The sequence below is a fragment of the Pseudomonas sp. Sample_14 genome, from assembly GCF_004307515.1.
GTDB classification, from domain to species: domain Bacteria; phylum Pseudomonadota; class Gammaproteobacteria; order Pseudomonadales; family Pseudomonadaceae; genus Aquipseudomonas; species Aquipseudomonas atacamensis.
The window spans coordinates 1-20,940 of sequence record NZ_RCOC01000046.1; the positions used below are offsets into that span (position 1 = coordinate 1).

Consider the following 20,940-nt stretch of genomic DNA (forward strand, 5'->3'; position numbering starts at 1 on the left):
CATTGGAACGCGGAGCGTCCCTTGAGGCATTCCCACGCGGAGCGTGGGAACGATCATTCAGAAGATCGCAGCCTTCGGCAGCTCGCGCGCGCGTGTTCTGCACTCATAGGTTTTCTCTCGCCGGCAAATAGAGCCGCTAAATAATCAACGAAGCTGATATTCACCATTGCAAACCCTGAGTGGTTGCTTCGGCTTTTTTGATTGATTCTGTGGCCATCGAAACCTTTGCCCACGGAGAACACCATGGCCAGCGCAATCCTCACTTCCGCCAAACGCGGCGCCTACCTGGCCATTGGTCTGTACCTGGCCGTGGTGCTGTTCGTCAGCATCGGCGCACAGATGGAACACAGCTTCGACGCCCCGATCGACGTCGCCCACCCCGGCATCCAGTTCGAACTGCGCTCGCAAAGCGCCATGGTCGACAGGGCTGAACTCGCAGGAGTCGGCGGCGCATGAAAGGCTACAGACTCTGGGTCATCGCCAGCCTCGCGCTGATGACCAACGGCGCCTCACTCCTGGGGTTTGGCCAGGGCTCGGTGGGAGGTTTGGCCCGGGCCATAGAGGCCAACCACAACATCGCGCACAACATTGAACGCGCCAACACGCTGGGGCTGATGGCCGGCAATCCACCGGTCAAGGTCGCGGTGGATTTTCTCGGGCCGTTTGAAGTGGATTGCATGGCGCTGGGCATGTGCAACGCCCTGGCCTGACGAAGATCGTTCCCACGCTCTGCGTGGGAATGCCTCAAGGTACGCTCCGCGTTCCAATGGGACACAGAGCGTCCCCGGCTGCATTCCCACGCGCAGCGTGGGAACGATCAAAGGGACAGAGGGTTATTTTTTCATGATTGAGGTAAACAGCTCGGATTCGAGCAGGCGCTGCAACCAGGCCTGCAAGCGCACATAAGGCGTCTGCGCAAACCACTCGCGATCAACGTGAGCGAACTGTCGGACGAAGGGCAGCAGGGCGATGTCGGCGAGGCTCGGATGCTCGGCCAACAAGTAGTCACGTCCTTCAAGCAACTCATCCAGTTTCTGCAGAAACAACGCACCTTCAGCTCGATAAGCTTCCATCGGCTGCTCGGGGTAGCGCTCGGCGTACTTGTAGCGATTCAATGCCGATTTGAAAATCTGATCATTACCTTCAATCAGTTTTTCCATCCACAGCGCTGCGAACGAGTCGCCGGCCAGCAACCAATCATCCGGATCATTCTGCGCCAACGCCCAGCGCATGATCTGCAGACTCTCATCGATCACTACGCCATCGGCATTCAGCACCGGCACGGTGCCCTTGGGCGAGAGCGCGAGCATCTGCGCCGGTTTGTCCTTGAGACTGACTTCGACAATCTCCACCGGCACGCCCGCATAACGCAGGGCCATTCGCGCACGCATCGCGTAAGGGCAGCGGCGGAAGGAATACAGCGTGTTCATTTCACCTCCAGCGTGCTCAAACCATTGCCCTGGCGCCGCACCTGAATCTGCACCGGGATCCGTTCGTGCATTTCCTGGACATGGGAAATCACCGCCACCTTGCGTCCCTGCGCCTGCAAGCCATCGAGCGCGTCCATGGCCAGTTGCAAGGATTCCGGATCGAGGCTGCCAAAGCCTTCATCGATAAACAGCGATTCGATTTTCAGTGTGCTCGACGCCATCGAGGCCAGACCCAGCGCAAGGGCGAGTGACACGAGGAACGTCTCGCCGCCGGAAAGCGAATGCACCGAGCGCAGTTCGTCGCCCATTTCCGTGTCCATTACCAGCAGGCCGAGCATGCTGCCGCCGCGTTTGAGGCGATAGCGTTTGACCAGTTGGCGCAGCTGCGCGTTGGCGTGATGTACCAGCAGATCGAGGTTGTAGGCCTGGGCGATCTTGCGGAAGGTGTCGCCGGTGGCCGAGCCGATCAAGGCACTGAGCCGCGCCCAGCGCTGGTACTCGGCATAGGCGTCGGCGATCTGCTGGGCCAGCGCCTGATTGGCGTTCTGCCGGCGCTGGTCTTCAACCTGTTCGGCGCGCAGTTCGGCGCACTGCTGTTCGCTGACGGCGAACTGGCTCTGCAGCTCGGCGAGGGCGCTGTCGAGCTGTTCGGCATCAAGGGCGCCGTCCTGCCGGGCCTGGTGATCGAGCAGGCGCTGATCGCGCTCCTGCAACAGGACCTGGGCCTGTTCGATGGCTTTTTCGTTGTGCTGAAGGGTCTGGCGCAGTTCTGCAACTTGCGCGTCATCGAAGCGCAGCAAGTCCTCGAGGCCGCCGTCATCCAGTTCCGGATGGCTGGCGCGCCAATCGGCGATCTTGCCGGCGAGTACCAGGTCTTCAGCTTGCAGTGCTTGCAGGCGTTCCTGTTGGGCCTTGAGCTCAGCGGCGATCTGCACCAGTTGCGTGCGCACACTTTGCAGCTCCTCAGCGGTGCTGGTTTCCGCGCTGCGCGCCCGTTCCACGGCGTGTTCCAACTGCTGCTGCCAATGCTCGGCGCTGCTGTGCTCGCCAAGTAACTGCGCGAGTTTTTCCTGACAGCCTTGCTGTTGCTCGGTCAGCGCGGTGAATTGTTGCTCGGCGCTGTGCAGTTGCTGAGTGCGCAGCTGCTGGCGATCCTGTTCTTTCTCCAACGTCTGCTGGCGTTGCTGCTGTTCGCTCAGCTCTTCCTTTTGCTGTTCGAGCTGGGTCAAACGCTCGGCGATCTGCCGGTCCAGCTGCATGAACGTTGCCGCCGGCTCCAGGCGCAAGGCCTCAAGGGTGTCGGCGGGCAGCAGCGGGCCGAACGCGGCAAGTTCTTCTTCAAGGCGCTGACGGTCGCTGTTGAGTTCATGCTGCTGATGGCTCAGCTGTTGCGCCGCTTGCTGATGCGCCACTTCGGCCTGACGCAATTGTTGCGACAGGCGCGCCGCGTCCTGCTGCAAGGTGAGCAGGGCGGTTTGGCGTTGTTCGTCCTGAGTGATGCTCTGATTCAACTGCTCGGTCTGGCGGCTGAGCCAGGCGTCGCGTTTGTCGGCGTCCTGATTGAACAGTTGCGCGGCCAGCGGATGCGCGTCGAGGCTCGGGGCCAGGGCTTGTTGTTGCGCCGCGAGTTGTTCCAGTTGCTGCAGCAGCTCTTTCTGTTGTGCGATCACGCCACCGACTTCGCCGCGCAGCTCGATCAGTTTTTCCTTGAGCTGATCGACCACTTGCTGGGCGTTGGCCTGTTCGCTTTCATCGTGACGGCCAAGGCTTTGCAGCAGTGCTTCGGGCTGGTGATAGGGATGCTCGTTGCTGCCGCAGACCGGGCAGGGCTGATCGTCCTGCAACTGCGCGCGCAGCTCTTCGACACTGGCACTGCGCGCCAGCCGCTGACGTTCAAGCAGTTCGCGAGTGACATTTAGGGTCTGCTCGGCGACGGTCAGTTCGGCCTTGGTTTTCACCCCGTCCTGGGTCAGGCGTTCGCGTTGCTGCTGCGCGTCGAGCTGGCGTTGTTGCAACTCGGCGCTGCGCTTGTCGAGATCCTGCTGAGTCGCCCACAGGCGCGACAGGTCTTCGATCGCGCGCAGCTGTTTGCGGTTGTCCTGCAGCAAGATGCCGAGCAGGCCGATCTGTTCGGCCACCGCGTCCGGCTCTGCGCCGGCCTCTTTGAACAACACTTCCATTTGCTGTTTGTGCGAGGCCAGTTGCTCAGCACTGTGCGCGGCGTTCTGTTCGAGCGACGCCAGTTCGCTCTGGCCCTTGTTCAAGCGGTTGCCAATCAGCATCAGCTGTTGCAGACGATCGCGATAGGCGCTCCAGGCATCGCTCAACGGCGCCAGATGCGCACTCTGCTCAAGCTCGGTGGCGATGCGTTGCAAACGCTCGGCGACCTCAGCTTGTTTTTCCTGCAAGGCTTGAATCGTGTTCTGGCCATGCTTGAACGCTTGCTCGGCCGCTTGCCGGGCTTCGGCGCTGCTGGCGGTGTCCTTGATCAGGCGGGCGAGGGTGCTTTGCTCTTCGAATGCCTGACGCAGCAACGGCGCATTTTCGCTCTGGCGTTGTTGCGCTGCGCTCAGGGCGACTTTCGCTGCGTCGAGGTTCTGTTCCAGCTGCGTCTGGCGTTCGCCCAGCGCCGCGTGTTGTTGGGTGTGCGCGGCAATCTGCGCCGCCAGTGGCGTGAGCAGCGCATCGAGCTCGGCCTTGCGCGCGAACTGATGGCGTTGCGGGCCAAGCTGTTCCAGACGCGTCAGTTTCACCCGCTCGCCGGCCAGTGCCTGCCATTGCTGTTGCGCGGTTTGCAGTTGTCCGCTGGCCGCTTGCTGCGCTTCCAGCAACAGACGCAAATCCTTCAGCCAGGCATGCTGTTGCTCAAGCTGTTTGAGCTGCGCCTGTTGCGCCTTCATTTGTTGCTGCGCGGTGTTGAAACGCTCGTCGAGTTCGGCGCGCGCTTCCGGCGCCAAAGGCGTCACACCGGTGGCCTGATCCTGCAACTGCTTGTGCGCTTCACGGGCTTCTTTGGTCTTGTCGAAGGCACGGCGGCCGAGGCGAGTGTAGAGCGCGGTGTCGGTGAGTTTTTCCAGCAGTTCACTGCGGTCGTTGTCGTCAGCCTTGAGGAACGCGCTGAACTCGCTCTGCGCCAGCAGCACAGCGCGAGTGAACTGTTCAAAGTTCAGGCCCAGCGCGGCTTCCAGCTGGGTTTTGTATTCGCCTTTCTGGCTGGCGAGCAGTTGATCCTGATCGATGTCGCGCAGGCTCTGCCGACTGGCCTGGAGCTTGCCGCCAGCCTTCTCGCGAGCACGGTTGGCTTCCCAGCGCGCGCGATAGCGGCGGCCATCGACGCCGACAAAATCCACTTCGGCATAGCCTTCACCGGTGCCGCGTCGCAGCAAGGTGCGCGGGTCGCCAGTGGCGATTTCACCGTCAGCATCCGGGACTTTCGCATCACGGCCGGTGTTGTTCAGACGCGGCACAGCGCCAAACAGCGCCAGGCACAAGGCATCGAGCAACGTGCTTTTGCCGGCGCCGGTGGGGCCGGTGATTGCGAACAGACCGGCGCTGGCCAGCGGTTCAGCGGTGAAATCAATCTCGAACGGCCCGGCCAGCGAGGCGAGGTTCTTCAAACGAATGGCGAGAATTTTCATGGCTGCTCGCCCTCCAGTTGCACGTCCTGCAGCAGTTCAGCGAAGTCCTTGAGCGTCTGCTCGTCGACCTCGCTGCCGTAATTGTCGAGCCAGGCGCGGCTGAACAATTCCTGCGGAGTGAGCTGGTCGAGTTCGATCAGCGTGCTGCCGTCATCGCTGCCATCGGCGCCACGATTGCCGGCGTATTCAGCGGCGATGCGCACCAGGCGCACGGCTTTGCCTTGCAGTGCGGTTTCCACTTGGTGGCGCAGATCCGGCTGCGGCTCATCCAGGCGCACGCGCACTTCGAGCCATGGCTGGCGCTGGGTTTCGGCGAGCAGATCGATGTTCGGCAGGTCGGCCAGTTGCAGCAGAATCTCGGCCAGCGGCGCCGGGCCGATGCGCTGCAGATTGACCGAGCGCGGGATCAGTTTCGGCTCGACGCTGACCAGGGTTTCACCGTCCAGGACCACATCGAGAATCTGATGCTGATAACCGATTTCGGAGAACGACAGCGGAATCGGCGAGCCGCTGTAGCGGATGCGCTCCTCGCCGTTGACCTTCTGCGGCTTGTGCAAATGGCCGAGGGCGACGTAACTGATGCTTTCGCCGAACAGGCTGGCGGGCAGGGCTTCGGCATTGCCGATGATCAGGCTGCGCTCGGAATCCTCCGACACCGAGCCCCCGGCCATGTGCGCGTGGCTGATAGCGATCAACGCCTGCCCGGGCTGACGCTTGGCATTCGCCGCCGCGATCAGCCATTCATGCACCTGACCGATGCCGCGCAGATAGTTGTCACCCAGATGCACGCCAGTGACTTCCGCCGGGCGCAAGAACGGCAGCGCCAGACACCACGCGGCGATTTCTCCTTGGGCATTCGGCAGCGGCAGCAGCAGGCGCTCGGCATCGAGTTGCCCGTCGTCCAGCCACAGCACCCGACCCAACGCGTGAGTGCGCAAACGCCGCATCAACGGCGCCGGCAGCTCGATCCGCGAGCCGGAATCATGGTTGCCGGCAATCATCACGATGGTCAGCAACGGCTGCTGTTCGTGAGCGCTGACGATGAAATCGTAGAGGCGTTCCTGAGCTTTGACCGGCGGATTGACCGTATCGAAGATGTCCCCGGCGATCAGCAGCACATCCGGCTGCGCCAAGTGCAACTGGCGCAGCAGCCATTCGAGAAAACACGCGTGCTCGAAATCGCGCTCCTGGCCGTGCAGGTTTTGCCCAAGGTGCCAGTCGGAGGTGTGGAACAGACGCAAGGTGGACTCCGCTACAGAAAAGAGGTGATGGCCGCAGATGAAATGAGGGCGGCGAAAGAGGGGAGAGTTTACAGATTATTGCGCCGGTGGGGCTTATCGCGCAGGCGGGCGGTGAACGGTTCACCGGGGATTCCGGCACAACCGCTCATCGAAATCGATTTTTCAACGCATCCATTAATTGACGCCAAAATAGTGGCCATCTAATATCGCGCCACCATTTTGATACTAGTGCGCTATTGCAGGGATGCCAGCGACTCTTTGCGCTCATCCGCGCCGCTTTCCTGCGGAGCATGGCACCTGATCAGACCGATTATTGCCCGTTGCAGGATCTTCTACATGGACGTTCGCCAGTACGCATTCCTCGCTCGCCAGCCTTCTGCCGCTACGGCCAAACGCGAGCAGTTCCTCGGCATGCCCAAGCGCGGACTGGCCTTCCTGCTGGCCAACGTCATGTTCTGGCAACCGCTGTGGGCGCAGGCCGATGGCATCGTCGTTGCCAACCCGAATACCACGCTGGACCGTGCCGGCAACGGCGTGCCGATCGTCAACATCGCCACGCCCAACGCCAGTGGCCTGTCGCACAACCAGTTCCACGATTACAACGTCGGCGCACAGGGCGTCATCCTCAACAACGGCGCGACTCAAACTTCGAACACGCAACTGGGCGGTCACGTCATCGGTAACCCGAACCTGAAAAACAGCGGTTCGGCGCAGGCGATTCTCAACGAAGTCATCAGCGGCAACCCGAGTCAGTTGCGCGGTTACACCGAAGTGGCCGGGCAGTCTGCGCGAGTGATTGTCGCCAACCCGTATGGCATTACCTGCAATGGCTGCGGTTTCATCAACGCACCACGGGTGACGTTGACTACCGGTAAACCAGTGCTGGAAAACGGTCGGCTGGATCGCTTTCAGGTCGATCAAGGCAGCGTGGCTATCGAAGGCGCGGGCATCAACGCAACCAATATCGACCGCTTCGAAATCATCACCCGCAGCGCCAAAATCAATGCGCAGATCCAGGCACAGAACCTGACCATCGTCGCCGGTCGCAACGACGTCAACGCCGACACCCTCAATGCCACCGCCCGCGCCGACGACGGTAGCGCCAAACCGCAACTGGCCATCGACTCCTCGGCGCTCGGCGGCATGTACGCCGGGGCGATCAAACTGGTCGGCACCGAGGCCGGCGTCGGGGTGAAACTCGACGGCAAACTGATCGCCAGCGGCGGCGATATTCAGCTGGATGCGAACGGGCAACTGAGCTTGGCCGACACCTCGGCTACCGGCGCGGTCAACGTCAAGGCAGCCAGCCTCGACGCGCAAGCTCCGGTTTACGCCGGCACGTCGCTCAACGTACAGACCCAAGGCAACCTGACCAACCGCCAGACCTTGGCCGCCCGCGACAGCGTGGTGCTCAGCGCCGGTGGGCAACTGACCAACGCCGGCGCCATCGAAGCCGGCGTCAATGCTGACGGCAGCCGTAACAGCAACGGTGACTTGAGCCTTCGCGCACAGAATCTGAGCAACAGTGGCAAGAGCCTCAGCGCCAGCCGCAACCTGACCGTCAACGCCGCGCAAACCCTCAACAACCAGAATGGTCTGCTCAGTGGCCAGACCGCGAGCATCACTGCCGGCACGCTGGACAACCGCAACGCAGGCAAAGTGCTGGGCAACAACAGCCTGACCCTCACTGCCAATCAAGTGCTGAACAATCAAGGCACGCTCACCAGCAATGGCAGACTCACCGGCAACATCGGTCAGTTGATCAACAGCAACGGTGAACTTGGCAGCCAGAGCGACGTAGTACTCACGGTCACCTCGCTGGACAACGTCGCCGGCCTGATCTCCGCTGGCCGTTTGCTCGACATCACCGCCCTCGGCGCCATCAACAATCGCACCGGACGGATCGGCGCGAAACAGGCCGTGGCGGTAAAAGCGCAACAACTGGACAACAGCCAGCAAGGCCAGCTGACCAGCGAAGGCATGCTGACCACGCGCATCAGCGACCAGTTGAACAACCAGAACAAGGGCCTGATCCAGGCCAACGGTGCGATGGACGTGCAGGCCACGCGCCTGGATAACCGCGCCGGCAAGATTTCCGGTCTCGACACCCTGACCGTGAGCAGCGCCACCACCGACAACCGTGCGGGTGTTTTGCGCGCCGACAAAGCGACGACGCTGCTGATCGATAATCTGGATAACCGCGACAAGGGCCGCGCCGAGAGCAAGGCAGCGCTGACCTTCGAAGGCAGCACGCTGAACAACAGCAATGGCGGCTTGCTGACCTCGACCGGACTGTTGAGCCTCAAAGCCCGGGATGTCACCAACGATGCCGGACGGATTTCCGGCAAGGGCGATATCGACGCCAGCATTGACAACCTGACTCAGCAAACCGGCGAACTGGTTGCCGAAGGCAATCTGAAACTCACCGGCAAGACTCTCAACAGCCGCCAGGACAGCCTGGTCGGGTCGCTCAAGACCCTGACCGTCAATGTCGACCAGATCGACAACCGCGCCAGTACGCTTTCCAGCCAACTCGACCTGCATATCAATGGCGCACGCCTGGATAACAGCGAGGGCGGCAAGGTGCTGTCCGACACCACGCTGGGCCTGAAAGTCGCGCAGATCATCAACGCCACCAATGGCCTGATTTTCAGCAAAGGCGCGGCGACGCTCAGCGGCATCGGTTTGAGCAATGTGGGCGGGCGGATCGTCAGCCAGAACACACTGAACCTGACCCTCGACAATGCCCTCGATAACCAGCAAGGCCTGATCAGCAGTGAAGGGCAGATGACCCTGAATCTCGGCAGCCTCGACAATCGCCTGGGCAAGCTGTCGAGCCTGGAAGCGATGGCACTGACCAGCGTCGCTGGCGTGCAGAATCAGGGCGGGCTGATCGCCTCGCAAAAGGGTCTGACCTTTACCAGCGGCAGTCTCGATAACAGCGACAACGGCATCCTCAGTGCCAAAGATGATTCGACCCTGAACACCGGTGAGTTCAAGAACCGGCAGGGCGGCAGCCTCGCCACGGACGGCACGCTGTTGCTGACCACCGCGCATCTGGATAACTCCGGCGGCACCATCGGCAGCCAGAAAACCCTGCAGGCTTCCGTCACCTCGCTGCAGCAGGACGGCGGCGAGCTGTTCAGCAACGGCGACCTGACCCTGGACCTCAACAATGGCCTGCTCGATAACCAGCGCGGCAACATTCATACGCCGGGGCAACTGCTGCTGAAAAACCTCAAGGATGTGAACAACAGCGCCGGGGAAATCTCCGCTGCCAAAGCCTGGAACCTCAACGCGCAAAGCCTGAACAACGACGGTGGCAAGCTGCTCAGCAATGAAAAACTCACCCTGATCATCGACCGTGCGCTGAGCAACGTAAAAGGCCTGATCGCCTCCGCTGGCCTCCAAGCGCGCAGCGCCAGCCTCGACAATAGCGGCGGTGAGATTCGCGGGCGTGGCGAGGTCGATTTCACCGTCACCGATCTGTTCGACAACCAGGCTGGCGTGGTCATCGCCGACGAGGGCCTGACGCTCACGGCGGCGCGTCTGGATAACCGTCAGGAAGGCCTGGTCGGTTCGACCCAAGCGCTGCAACTGGTCGTCGACCATGTCGATAACCGCAGCGGTGAACTGTCGAGCAAGGCCGGCGTGAGCCTGATCGGCGCCTGGCTCGACAATAGCGACAGCGGCTACATGCTGGCGGGCGGCAATCTGGCGTTGACCGTCAACGAGGTGATCAACCGCAACAACGGCGTGCTGTCCGGCGCTACCGGCCTGACGCTGGTCGGCAAAAGTCTGGAAAACAGCGCTCGCCTGACCACGCAACAAGACCTCGCCATCACTCTTTCGGGGGAGCTGAACAACGCGCAGGGCAGTCTGTTCAGCGAAGGTGCGCTGGCGATCGATGCGCAAAGCCTCAATAACGATGGCGGTACGCTGTCCAGCGCCAAAGCGCTCAGCGTCGACACACACGGTGCGGTCAGCAACCGTGGCGGCCAGTTGTTGACCGATGCAGCGTTGACGCTCACCAGTAGCGCGCTGGACAACCAGCAGAAAGGCGTGATCAGCAGCAAAAGCAATCTGCACATCACTACCGGCGAACTCAATAACAGTCAGGCGAGCATTTACGCCGCCGATCAGCTTGAGTTCAGCGCCGGCAAAGTGACCAACACGGCTGGCAGCCTCGGCGCTGGCAATGCGTTGACTGCCGATATTCAGGGCCTCGATCAGCAGGGCGGCAAACTGTTCAGCAGCCACGCCAGCGTCAGCGTCGACCTGCACGGTGGTGCGCTGAACAACCAGGGTGGGGTGATCAATGCGCCAGGGCAGTTGCTGCTGAAGAATCTCTCTGAGGTGAACAACCGTGGTGGCGAGATTTCCAGCGAGCAGGCCTTTGAACTGATCGCCAAATCGCTGGACAACAGCGGCGGCCAAGTGCTGAGCAATCAGAAACTGAGCCTGACCCTCGACAAGGCCCTGACCTCGATCAAAGGCACGATCGCGGCAGCAGCATTGCAGGTTCGCGCGGCCAGTCTCGACAACAGCGATGGCGGCGTATTGCTCAGCGACAGCGATATTTCGGTGACCGTCGATGGCCTGCTCGACAACCACAACAAGGGCAGCATCCGCGCCGCGCAACAACTGACCCTCAACAGCACCGGCCTGAACAACGAGGAGGGCACGCTGGTGGGTGCCGCTGGCCTTGCCATCGACCTCGGCGCCACCGCGCAGGACCTCAACAACCAGGGCGGGGTGATCAGCAGCAAAGGCGCGCTGAGCATTGCGCATCTGCGTGACCTCAATAACCAGGACGGCGTGATCAACAGCAAAGGCGTGCTGAGCATCGCCACCCTGCGTGACCTGAACAACCAGAAAGGTGAGGTTTCCAGCGTCAACAGCTTCAGCCTTAGCGCCAACAGTCTGGACAATCGCGGCGGCAATCTGATCAGCAATCAGCAACTGTCCCTCACCGCAGCCGAGCTGAAGAACAACGGCGGCCTGATCTCAGGCTGGACCGGCGTGACCCTGGCCGGCGGCACTATCGATAACAGCCTCGGTGGCGCGATCTCCAGCCAGCTCGGCAATGTCAGCATTGACCTCAGCGGCGCGCTGATCAACCACACCCAAGGAGGCGTCGGCAGCAAGGGCGAGCTTTTCATCAAGGCCGCCAGCCTCAACAACGGCGCCGGAACACTGACCAGCGACGGCAAGCAAACATTGACCGTGCTGGGCGGTGAAATCAGCAACGCTTCCGGCGGCTTGATCAAAAGCGCTGACACCCTCGATATCCGGGCGGCGAGTCTGAACAACGCCTCGGGTAACCTGAGCGCGAAAAAAGCCCTGACCTTCACGGGCGGTGCGGTGAACAACAGCGGCGGCAGCCTGGTCGGCGACGACCGCGTCACACTCGACCTGCTCGGCGCGCTGACCAACGTCAACGGCGCGCTCGGCAGCACCGGGCCGCTGGTGCTGACGCGTTCGACCAGCATCGACAACCGTGGCGGCCAGATGATCAGCCAGAGCCTGCTGAGCCTGCTCACCAGCGGCGATCTGAACAACAGCCAGCGCGGCACCATCGCCGCCAGCAGCCAACTGAATCTCAACGCCGGCGGCCTGTTGCGCAACGACGGCGATGGCCTGATTTCCAGCAGCGCCGCCGACGCCACTCTCACCGCAGCCGCGCTGAACAACGCCGGCGGCGCGGTGCAAAGCATGACCGCGCTGACCGTCAACACGGGCAACGGCGCAATCGACAACCAGGGCGGCAAGATCATTGCGCAGAACGGCGACCTGAACCTCACTGCCGCCAGCCTCGACAGCCGAGGCGGCGTGCTGTCGAGCCTCAAAGGTCTGCTGCAAACCCGTCTGACCGGTGTGCTGCGCAACGGCCAGTCAGGCAAGATCGAAGGCAGCCGCCTCGACCTGCGTGCGCTGGGCAGCATCTACAGCGACGGCGGGCGCATTGCCGCCAACAGCGGCGACATCCTGCTCAACGCCGGCGGCAACGCCCTCGACAACAGCGGCGGCGGCATTTATGCCCGCGGCCAGGTGAACGTCATCGCCGGCTCAATGAACAACACGGCCGGCCAGGTCAGCGGCAGCCTCATCGACATTGGCCTTGGCGGCAATCTCGCCAACAACGGCGGCCTGATCGAAAGCGCCAGCACCTTGGCGATTCGCGCCGCCAACCTCAACAACCAGAGCGGCAAACTACGCGCCCTCGGCGGCAGCGGCAAAACCGATTTCCAGATCGGCAGCCAGTTCGACAACCGCAACGGCCTAGTGGAAACCGCCAACACCGACTTCACCCTCGCCGCACCGAGCTTGCTCAACGCTGGCGGTTCGGTGACGCATGTCGGCCTCGGTGAATTCGGCATCTCCACCACCAACGTAATGAACGCCGGCGGCTCACTGGTGACCCGTGGCGGCCTGACCCTGAACGCGGACAGCTGGACCAACAGCAGCGTGATCCAGGCGGGGCGGTTGACGGTGAATGTCGGCAATTTCGTGCAGACGGCCAGTGGGCAATTGCTGGCTTCGAATCAGTTGGTGGGGCGTGGCGGGAACTGGACGAACGAGGGGTTGATTGCCAGTGATGGCGGGCTCGATATTCAGTTGAGTGGGACTTACGGCGGCAATGGGCGAGTGAGCAGTCTGGGCGATATGACCTTCAATGCTGCGCAACTGGGCCTGACCAGTCTCGCGAGCATCAGCAGTGGCGGACAGGGTACGTACAACATCAGCGGGTCGCTGAACAATGCTGGCGGAAGACTGACTTCCAATTACGGCATGACGATAAACGCGGGCAGCGTCAGCAACACCGGTACGCTGGGAGCCGCTCAGGATCTGACAGTCAAGACGGCAAGTCTAGTGAACGATCACGGCTTGTTGTTCAGCGGTGGCAACATGAACCTGCTGGTCAATGACTTCACCAACCAGACGGGCGATGTTTACAGCATCGGCAATCTGACCATTGCCGGCATGAGCGGTGGCCGCGCGAACAGCGTGAATAACCTCGCGGCTTCGATCAATGTCGACGGTGATTTTTCGTTGTCGGCCAATAGCTTCAATAACAAGACCGAGGGAGTGATTGGCGAGGAAAAATTTATCTCCGGGGACATCACCTTCAGCGGTACGACTTTCTACGTTAATGAAAATTTTGAATCGACATCGACAATTACCGGGCCGCAAGCGTCGCTTTCAGTAGCCGGCAATCTGACCGCCAATGTTGGCGCCTTCACCAATACCGCGTCGCTGATCTCGGCCGGCAAAAACATAAAGCTTGATGTCGATACGTTCGATAACTTTGGTCTGCAGTCGGGTAATTTCACGCGGATGCGTGTTTACAAAATCGGAGGACTTCCAGGCAAGCCCCAGTCGAGTTGGATCAGCACTGAACTTCAAGCGTATGCAGATCGAAACTCAAAAAACCAGTATGACTACATCGATTCCTGGCACGAACCCGATAAGGGTGGGACGCATTGGGATTATCAGGCGCTGAACAAGCAAATGATGAACAAGATCAATGCGAAATTTGGCATTGGTCCAGAGGTAGCAGTTCCTTCGCCTATCCTCGCCGGTACAAAACAACGAGACGACCGCATTTTCACCAACGGCGGCTCAAGCGTTTCCTCTATTGTCCAGGCCGGCCAGGCCGTAGAGATCAACGCTAAAACCACGATCAACAACGGCAATCTGAACCCGTACACAAACTTCGGCGGTACCGTCAAAGGCACCGCGGACACCGGGGTGAAAAACTCCGCCAAACCTACCGTGGTTTTTCTGAACCCGCAGTTGCCACCAGATCTGGCTCAACAACAAGTCAACCCGCTGGCACTGCCTGGCTTCACGCTGCCAACCGGCGACAACGGTCTGTTCCGACTCAGCGGTAAAGGCGGCAGCGATCCGACACTAGCATCTGGCCCGTCGAGGACGATCGGATCTATCAACGCTGCTCCGTCGAGTCATGCGGGCGGCATGCCGGTGAGGAAGGCCACGGATATTCAGTTCGACGGTAGCGATCCTGTATCGGTCAAGAACCGCGAGCTCGCTCTGGCGGCCCGGCCATCGCTCAATCTCAACGATCAGGCGGCGCTGATCAATGTCGGCACGGCCGCCGGGGATGGCCCGGTCGGCGTGTTGCTGCCCAATCGTGGCAACGTTTCGTTCGACGTGCCGCGGGTACAGGGCCTGCCCGACACCAGCGTGCGTTCCAATCCACACAAATACCTGATCGAGACCAACCCGGCGCTCACTGAGCTCAAACAGTTCATGAGCTCGGACTACCTGCTCGATAAACTCGGCTATGACCCCGACAACAGCGCCAAGCGTCTGGGCGATGGCTTGTTCGAACAGCGCCTGGTGCAGCAAGCCATTGTCGCCCGTACCGGCCAGCGTTTCATCGATGGGCAGACCTCCGACGAGGCCATGTTCAAGTACCTGATGAATAACGCCGTCGCCAGCAAGAATGAACTGAACCTGTCCGTTGGCGTAACTCTGACTGCTCAGCAAGTGGCAGCCCTGACCCACGACATCGTCTGGCTCGAAGAGCACGAAGTGAATGGCGAGAAAGTGCTGGTGCCGGTGCTGTATCTGGCCCAGGCCAATAACCGACTGGCACCCAACGGTGCGCTGATCCAGGGCGGCGACGTAACCCTGATTGCCGGTACGGACCTGACCAACGCCGGCACGCTTCGCGCCTCCAATAACCTGTCGGCCGAGGCCGGCAACAACCTCTCCAATACAGGATTGATCGAGGCGGGCGAGCGCCTGACGCTCAAGGCCGGCAATAACATCGTCAACAGCGGTGGCGGCATTATCTCCGGGCGCGATGTCAGCCTGACCGCTACTCGCGGCGATGTGATCAACCAGCGCGACGTGTACGGCTACGACTCCAGTTACGGCGGCACGCTGCAGCATCGCGACGTACTGAACAACGCCGCGCGGATCGAAGCCGCCAATGATCTGAACGTTGGCGCAGGTCGCGACATCAGCAACATCGGTGGCGTCCTGAGCAGCGGTCAGGACATGGCGCTCGACGCAGGACGCGACGTCAACATCACCTCGGTCCAGGATCGCCGCACCGACTCACGCGGCAGCAACTTCCTCAACCAGACCATCACCCAGCACGGCGCTGAAGTGACGTCCGGGCGGGATCTGTCGATCAGTGCCGATCGAGATGTGGCGGTTGTGGCCAGTCGACTGGATGCCAAGCGGGATCTCAGCGTCGACTCAGGTAACGACATCGTCATCACCTCGGCCGCCGATGAAAGCGACTACGTTTCACGCAGCAAAAAACGCGCGAACGAAACGCACAGCATCACGCAGCAATCATCAGTGTTGAACGCCGGCCGCGACATCGCGCTGAACGCCGGCAACGACCTGGGCATCATTGCCAGCCGCATCAAAGCGACCGAGGACATCAGCCTAGATGCCGAGCAGGACATCACCGTAGCTTCGGCGAAGGATGAGAGTTCGTCTTATTACTACAAGAAGAAAAAGGGTTCATTCGGTAAAAGTAAAACCACAGAGCGAGGAAGCTACGACAGCACCAACGTGGCCTCTGTAATTGAGGCTGGCCATGATCTGACGGTCAACACCACCCAGTCGGCCGAAGGCGGCGTCTCTTTGAATGGAGGCCGCGACGTTACTGTCATTGGCAGCCAAATGAAGGCTGGTAATAATCTTGTCCTGGGCGCGTTGAACGATATCTCGGTGCTCTCCAGTGTTGACGAGCACAGTGACTACAGCAAAACCACCAAGAAGGGATCTTTCGGTCTCTCTAAGAGCGGTAAAAACGCAGTCAACACGAGCACCAGTCAGATCGCCAGCGAGTTCCAGGCTGGCAATGACGTAGTCGTTGCTTCAGGCAAGGATTTCCTGTTGCAGGCCAGCACCGTTTCAGCGGCCAACGACGTCGAGTTCCGCGCCGGTCTGGTCGATGACAGCGGTGACATAAACCTGATTTCGGCGGACGAAACCGACTACAGCCGAAGTGAAGCCTACAAAAAGAAAACCGGGCTTTCTGTTTCCGGCGGTTTCCTTTCCCTTTCTTCAGCCAAAGAGGCGGGACGGCTGGGTGAAGGCAGCACGAGCGTTGGCAGCATGGTCAGCGCCGGGCGGGACACGATCCTGAGCGCCGAGCGCGATATCAACGTTCTAGGCAGCGGAATCGATGCCGGACGCCACGTCAGCATGGACGCGGGTCGAGACGTCAGCATAGTCGCCGCTTCCGACGAGAGTGCCGAGCAGGCTTGGTCGAAATCGAAAAAAGCCGGTATCGGCGTTTCCAGTGACGCTAATGGCGTGAGTTTCTTTGCCGGTGCCGATGGGCTCAAGGAAAAGGACCGGCGCGAACAGCAGACCGGTGCCGCCAGCCAGATCAGTGCCGGCCAGGATCTGAGCATCAACGCCAAACGCGATATCAACCAGACCGGCTCGGATCTGGTGGCGAATAACGACATCAACCTGACCGCCGGGCGCAATATCAACATTGACGCGGCTCGCGAAACGCTTTTGGTGGAACAGCAGCGCGAGGCCGAACGCAATGGCTTGGGCGTGAGCCTGAACCATAACTACGGCCAGACCAAAGACGCTGTAAATGGCGCCGGTAAAGGTGAGGACAACGTCAGCAAAGGCTCGAGCACCCTCAAGGCGGTGGATGCAGTCGGCCAATTTGTTTCGGGCCCGACTGCGGACGTCAAGTTCGGCAACAGCAAGCAAAGCAGCAGTCAGCAGAGCATCGAGCAGAGCAATCGGTCGTCAACCTTGAATGCCGGCCACGACCTGAACCTGAATGCCAAAAATGATGTGACGGTAAAGGGTGCGAAGTTCCAGGCGGGGCGCGACATCAATGTTGTCGGACGCGATGTCACCTTCGACGTCGCCAAAGGCAATGTCAGCCAAGACAGTACCCAGCGCGAAAGCTGGGGCGGCATCCATGGCGGAACCAGTGGTGGCTTCAAGATCGGTGTCGGCGGCAGCTACGGGGTCGCCACTGAAGATGGTTCACATGGCACTTCCACGCCGACTCAACTGGGTGCTGGCCGGGACGTCAATCTGCAAGCCGAACACGATCTCAACCTGATCGGTACTCAGGTCACTGCTCGCCGTGATATCGAGCTCAACGCTTTCAATGACCTCAATATCCGCTCGACACAGAACGACAGCAGCAGTGACCGCAACCGCCACAACGGCGGCGGGGAGTTGGGGCTGGTGTTTGGTTCCGAGGGTGTTGGCGTGTACGCCAGCGTCAACCTGGGCAAGGGCAATCTGGAGCGTGAGGGCGAGCGTCAGCAGGAGGCTTACCTCTATGCGGGCGACCGGCTGGGCTTCACCAGCGGCAAGGACACCAATATCGCTGGCGCTACGTTGCGTGGTGATGAGGTCAATGGGCGCGTGGGCGGTGATCTGAATGTGTCTTCGGTCCCTGACACCGGGAAAGTGAAGGGTAAAGAGTTCGATATCAGTGTAACCGCCACATTTGGTCCGGGCGCTGGTGTCAGCGGTTCAGTCGGTTACGGCCAGACCACCGGCAAGACGAACTGGATCGAACAGCAAACCAGCATTACCGGTAAAAACAAAGTCGATATTCGTACCGAAAATCACACCCAACTGGACGGTGCACTGATCGCCGCCGACAACGGCAATTTGAAACTGGATACCGGCACGCTGGGCTTCAGTGACATCGCCGGTACAGACAAAGAGCACGGTTATTACCTGAACGTCGGTGGCAGTTACACCGCTGGCAAAGGCAGCGGTGCTCAGGACGGCAGCCAGGTTGGTAAAGGCAAGGAGGGCGAAACTGGCTGGAGCGTCAACGGCTGGAAGTACGACAAAGACCGTGAACAGATCGTGCGCGGCACCGTCGGCGCCGGCGAGATCGTGGTACGCCAGGACGCCGAAACGGGCAAGGATTCGGCTGCCGGTTTGAATCGCGACGTAGACAAAGGTTACGAGATCACCAAGGACAAGGAGTCTCGCACCGATCTGTACGTGAGCAAATCGTCACTTGAGGCCGTCGCCGATCCTTCGGGCACATTGAAGGACTGGGCAGAAAAAATAGAGAACTACGGTGACGCCACTCAGGGCTCTATCGAAGCTGCGCTGTCCCTCGTCACAGGGCCTGTCAACCTGGTTGGTCAGGCCTGGAACAATCTTCAGGCACAGCGAGTATCGCTGGATGAAGTGCCAGCCTCGGCGCGTCAGGATCTGGGGGACGAACTAGCACTTAGCATTGCCAAAAATCTGGTGCGCAATGGAGGGAAGCCGGGGGATATAAATGATCTGAAGCCTGAAGACGTAATAGTCATTCGCAAATTCGCGCAGGTATTCGTCACATTCGCACAGCAGCAACAGGGCTGCAGTGATTCAACCGGATGTGGTGATAAAAGTCAGGCATCGGATCCGGTTTATACCCACTTCCGGGACACGGATGGCGAAAATCGCGCCATCGGAACCGTAAAGCTCGTTCCCGATTCTCCGGGCGACAAGCTCCTGTTTGAGGCTGAAAAGCTACAAAGCTACATGGATACGCTACCCAAGGAGCAAGTTCAGCTGCTTGGCCTCGCCATCCAGGCAGCGATGGGGCCAGCAAAAGCAGCTGTTGGTCTGGCAGGAAATGTCCTGATCGCCAAGCTATTCGGCGACAAGATTGATGCCGCCAAGGATGCAATTGCGAAGGGCATCGCCAGCGAGCTCAGCGGTGAAGACAAGAAACGCCTGGAAGCCAGCGATAACGCCTTCAAGAAGATGTTTGGACTCGGTGTAAGCGATCAAAAGGGCGACGTTTATGTGCGCGGGGCCACTACGCTGCTGAACATCGCACTAGGCACCGCAACCAACATGGCAGGTAGCATCACTGGCAAGGTTTTCAGTATCGCCGGAAACAAGGGAACCGGCGGCGGGAAGCTGACGGATCCTATAGATCCCAAGCATCCGGGTTGGGCAGATGAACTTGGCGACTCCCCAGGCAAAGGCTGGGTTGACGGACCAAAGACCAATCCACCTGTTTCCCCGTTCCATGGCGATGCGCCCAAGACTCACGTCGAGACGGTTGTTAAAGTCGATACCACCAAGTCCGTCAAGGGTAGCCATGAATATGAATTGCTCAACAATCCTGCTGCCAGAAGCCCGAACACCCGTTATGAGCTTGATAACGGCACAAGCTTCACCACCAACAGCAAAGGCATGGTCGAGGAATTGACATTTACACCGACCAAAGAGAAGGTTCCTCGGGATCCGAGGCAAACTGAAGCAGGCAAGGAAGGCAGAGACACGGATGTGGGCGGGCATGCGCAAGCGTGTAGCCAGGGCGGCACGTGCGATGGGTACAATCTATTTCCACAGGATAAGAATTTCAACAATTCGGCCTACAAGGTTTTCTATGAAAATAGAATCAAGGAGGCGCTCAATGATCCTTCTAAAACTGTAGGGCAGACGACGATCAAGTTTGAGAGAGCAGATCCAGGCAATCCAAGACCCGATTCACTAATATTGACGTACACCATAGATGGCAAGCCAAAAACGGTGACGTTTAAAAACGAAGCCAAGCATGTTCCAGAGGTAAAAGCGTGATTACTCAGGATTTTGAAATCGTCAACCAGATTTTTCAATTGGTTGAAGCCGGGATTGTCAAGGGATACGACGCATTCAGCTATAGCGTCGAATGGGGCGGTAACTATATAGAAGCTGAACTTGCCGTTGAGAAAGATGGTGTTGAGAGATGGGATGCCGAAACGGATTTCAATAATTCAAAAATCTACATGCTCGTGGAGAAGCTTCACGAAAATGCAGCAGTAAGGGGCGAACCATGGAAATCCTTCGTGCTCTCGTATCGCGATGGCGAACAAGTGCGAACGAAATTTGGTTATTGAACCACGGAACGTCGAACGGACAGGCATGGTCATCGAAGATTAGAAGTCATTAAAAGCATTTTCCGAATCGTTCATGGCGGCATCGTCCACGGCTACGACTCTTTTCGTTACGAGATCGAGATGGGAGAGGGGTTTATGGAGGCCGAGTTGACCGTCGAAAAGAACGGCATTGAAGTGACGGATGCCGAGATCGATTTTGATATTTCCGACGTGTATTTTCTGGCAAAAGAACTAAAAGCCAACGCCGTGCAACGTGGAGAGCCTTGGAAATCTTTTGTCATGTCATACCGCGAGGGCGAACAGGTGAAAACGAATTTCAGCTATTGACCTCTCACCAGACTCATACAGCGGATCAAACTGCGCAACCCACGATCTCTGCATCTGTGCCGCCACTCTGAGAGAACTCTGCATCCGACGCAATCCGGAGGTTTTACAGTGATTACCGAAGACATAAAGATCGTCCAAGAGATCTTTCAGGTGGTCGAAGCCGGCATCGTCCATGGCTATGACGCGTTCCGTTATGGCGTGGAGTTGGGGGGAGGGCTACATCGAGACGGAGCTATGCGTTGAGATAGATGGTGTCGAGGACTGGAACGTCGAGGAAGACATCAACGGCGCGATAATTCTACGTCTGGTCCGCGAATTACAGGACAGCGCAGTCAAGCGTGGCGAGCCATGGAAGTCATTTGTCCTCTCCTATCGAGAAGGCGAACAAGTCCAAACAAAATTCGCATCTTGATTCCAGACTTTCAGA

General features: G+C 59.5%; 9 protein-coding genes. 6 read left to right on the forward strand and 3 right to left on the reverse strand.

Annotated elements, in window-relative coordinates; all coding sequences use genetic code 11:
- Positions 1 to 243 precede the first annotated feature (243 nt).
- Positions 244 to 456, forward strand: coding sequence for a hypothetical protein (locus D8U61_RS11095; RefSeq protein WP_039763920.1), 213 nt, complete (start codon positions 244 to 246; stop codon positions 454 to 456).
- On the forward strand, positions 453 to 710 hold the full coding sequence (locus D8U61_RS11100) for a hypothetical protein (RefSeq protein ID WP_039763921.1): 258 nt from the start codon (positions 453 to 455) through the stop codon (positions 708 to 710). The genes D8U61_RS11095 and D8U61_RS11100 overlap by 4 nt, the downstream gene beginning before the upstream one ends.
- Positions 711 to 833: 123 nt before the next feature.
- Here D8U61_RS11100 and D8U61_RS11105 read toward each other — a convergent pair whose 3' ends face one another.
- Genes D8U61_RS11105 through D8U61_RS11115 form a run of 3 tightly spaced genes read right to left on the reverse strand, consistent with a single transcriptional unit; the run spans position 834 to position 6,309 of the window.
- Positions 834 to 1,430: a glutathione S-transferase gene (locus D8U61_RS11105; protein ID WP_130926913.1), complete on the reverse strand. Its 597-nt coding sequence runs from the start codon at positions 1,428 to 1,430 to the stop codon at positions 834 to 836.
- The gene (locus D8U61_RS11110; protein WP_130926914.1) at positions 1,427 to 5,068 is read right to left on the reverse strand and encodes an AAA family ATPase; all 3,642 of its coding nucleotides are present in this window, start codon (positions 5,066 to 5,068) and stop codon (positions 1,427 to 1,429) included. Before D8U61_RS11110 ends, D8U61_RS11105 begins: the two co-directional genes overlap by 4 nt.
- Positions 5,065 to 6,309: an exonuclease SbcCD subunit D C-terminal domain-containing protein gene (locus D8U61_RS11115; RefSeq protein WP_130926915.1), complete on the reverse strand. Its 1,245-nt coding sequence runs from the start codon at positions 6,307 to 6,309 to the stop codon at positions 5,065 to 5,067. Before D8U61_RS11115 ends, D8U61_RS11110 begins: the two co-directional genes overlap by 4 nt.
- A gap of 336 nt (positions 6,310 to 6,645) precedes the next feature.
- On the opposite strand from D8U61_RS11115, the gene D8U61_RS11120 reads away from it, so the two are divergent.
- The 4 genes from D8U61_RS11120 (at position 6,646) to D8U61_RS11135 (ending at position 20,925) form a co-directional block, all read left to right on the forward strand.
- Positions 6,646 to 19,887, forward strand: coding sequence for a hemagglutinin repeat-containing protein (locus tag D8U61_RS11120; protein WP_130926916.1), 13,242 nt, complete (start codon positions 6,646 to 6,648; stop codon positions 19,885 to 19,887).
- Positions 19,884 to 20,186, forward strand: a complete 303-nt coding sequence (locus D8U61_RS11125; protein WP_130926917.1) for a hypothetical protein — start codon at positions 19,884 to 19,886, stop codon at positions 20,184 to 20,186. The genes D8U61_RS11120 and D8U61_RS11125 overlap by 4 nt, the downstream gene beginning before the upstream one ends.
- Before the next feature lie 135 nt (positions 20,187 to 20,321).
- A complete protein-coding gene (locus D8U61_RS11130; protein ID WP_309298313.1) occupies positions 20,322 to 20,513 on the forward strand; it encodes a hypothetical protein in 192 nt (63 codons plus the stop codon).
- A gap of 172 nt (positions 20,514 to 20,685) precedes the next feature.
- On the forward strand, positions 20,686 to 20,925 hold the full coding sequence (locus D8U61_RS11135) for a hypothetical protein (protein WP_309298312.1): 240 nt from the start codon (positions 20,686 to 20,688) through the stop codon (positions 20,923 to 20,925).
- Positions 20,926 to 20,940 lie beyond the last annotated feature (15 nt).

Bases quoted from the DNA above. Each gene is read 5' to 3' on its own strand.
- D8U61_RS11095 (WP_039763920.1), top strand. From the start codon at position 244: ATGGCCAGCGCAATCCTCACTTCCGCCAAACGCGGCGCCTACCTGGCC.
- D8U61_RS11100 (WP_039763921.1), top strand. From the start codon at position 453: ATGAAAGGCTACAGACTCTGGGTCATCGCCAGCCTCGCGCTGATGACC.
- D8U61_RS11105 (WP_130926913.1), bottom strand. From the start codon at position 1,430: ATGAACACGCTGTATTCCTTCCGCCGCTGCCCTTACGCGATGCGTGCG.
- D8U61_RS11110 (WP_130926914.1), bottom strand. From the start codon at position 5,068: ATGAAAATTCTCGCCATTCGTTTGAAGAACCTCGCCTCGCTGGCCGGG.
- D8U61_RS11120 (WP_130926916.1), top strand. From the start codon at position 6,646: ATGGACGTTCGCCAGTACGCATTCCTCGCTCGCCAGCCTTCTGCCGCT.
- D8U61_RS11130 (WP_309298313.1), top strand. From the start codon at position 20,322: ATGGAGGCCGAGTTGACCGTCGAAAAGAACGGCATTGAAGTGACGGAT.
- D8U61_RS11135 (WP_309298312.1), top strand. From the start codon at position 20,686: ATGGCTATGACGCGTTCCGTTATGGCGTGGAGTTGGGGGGAGGGCTAC.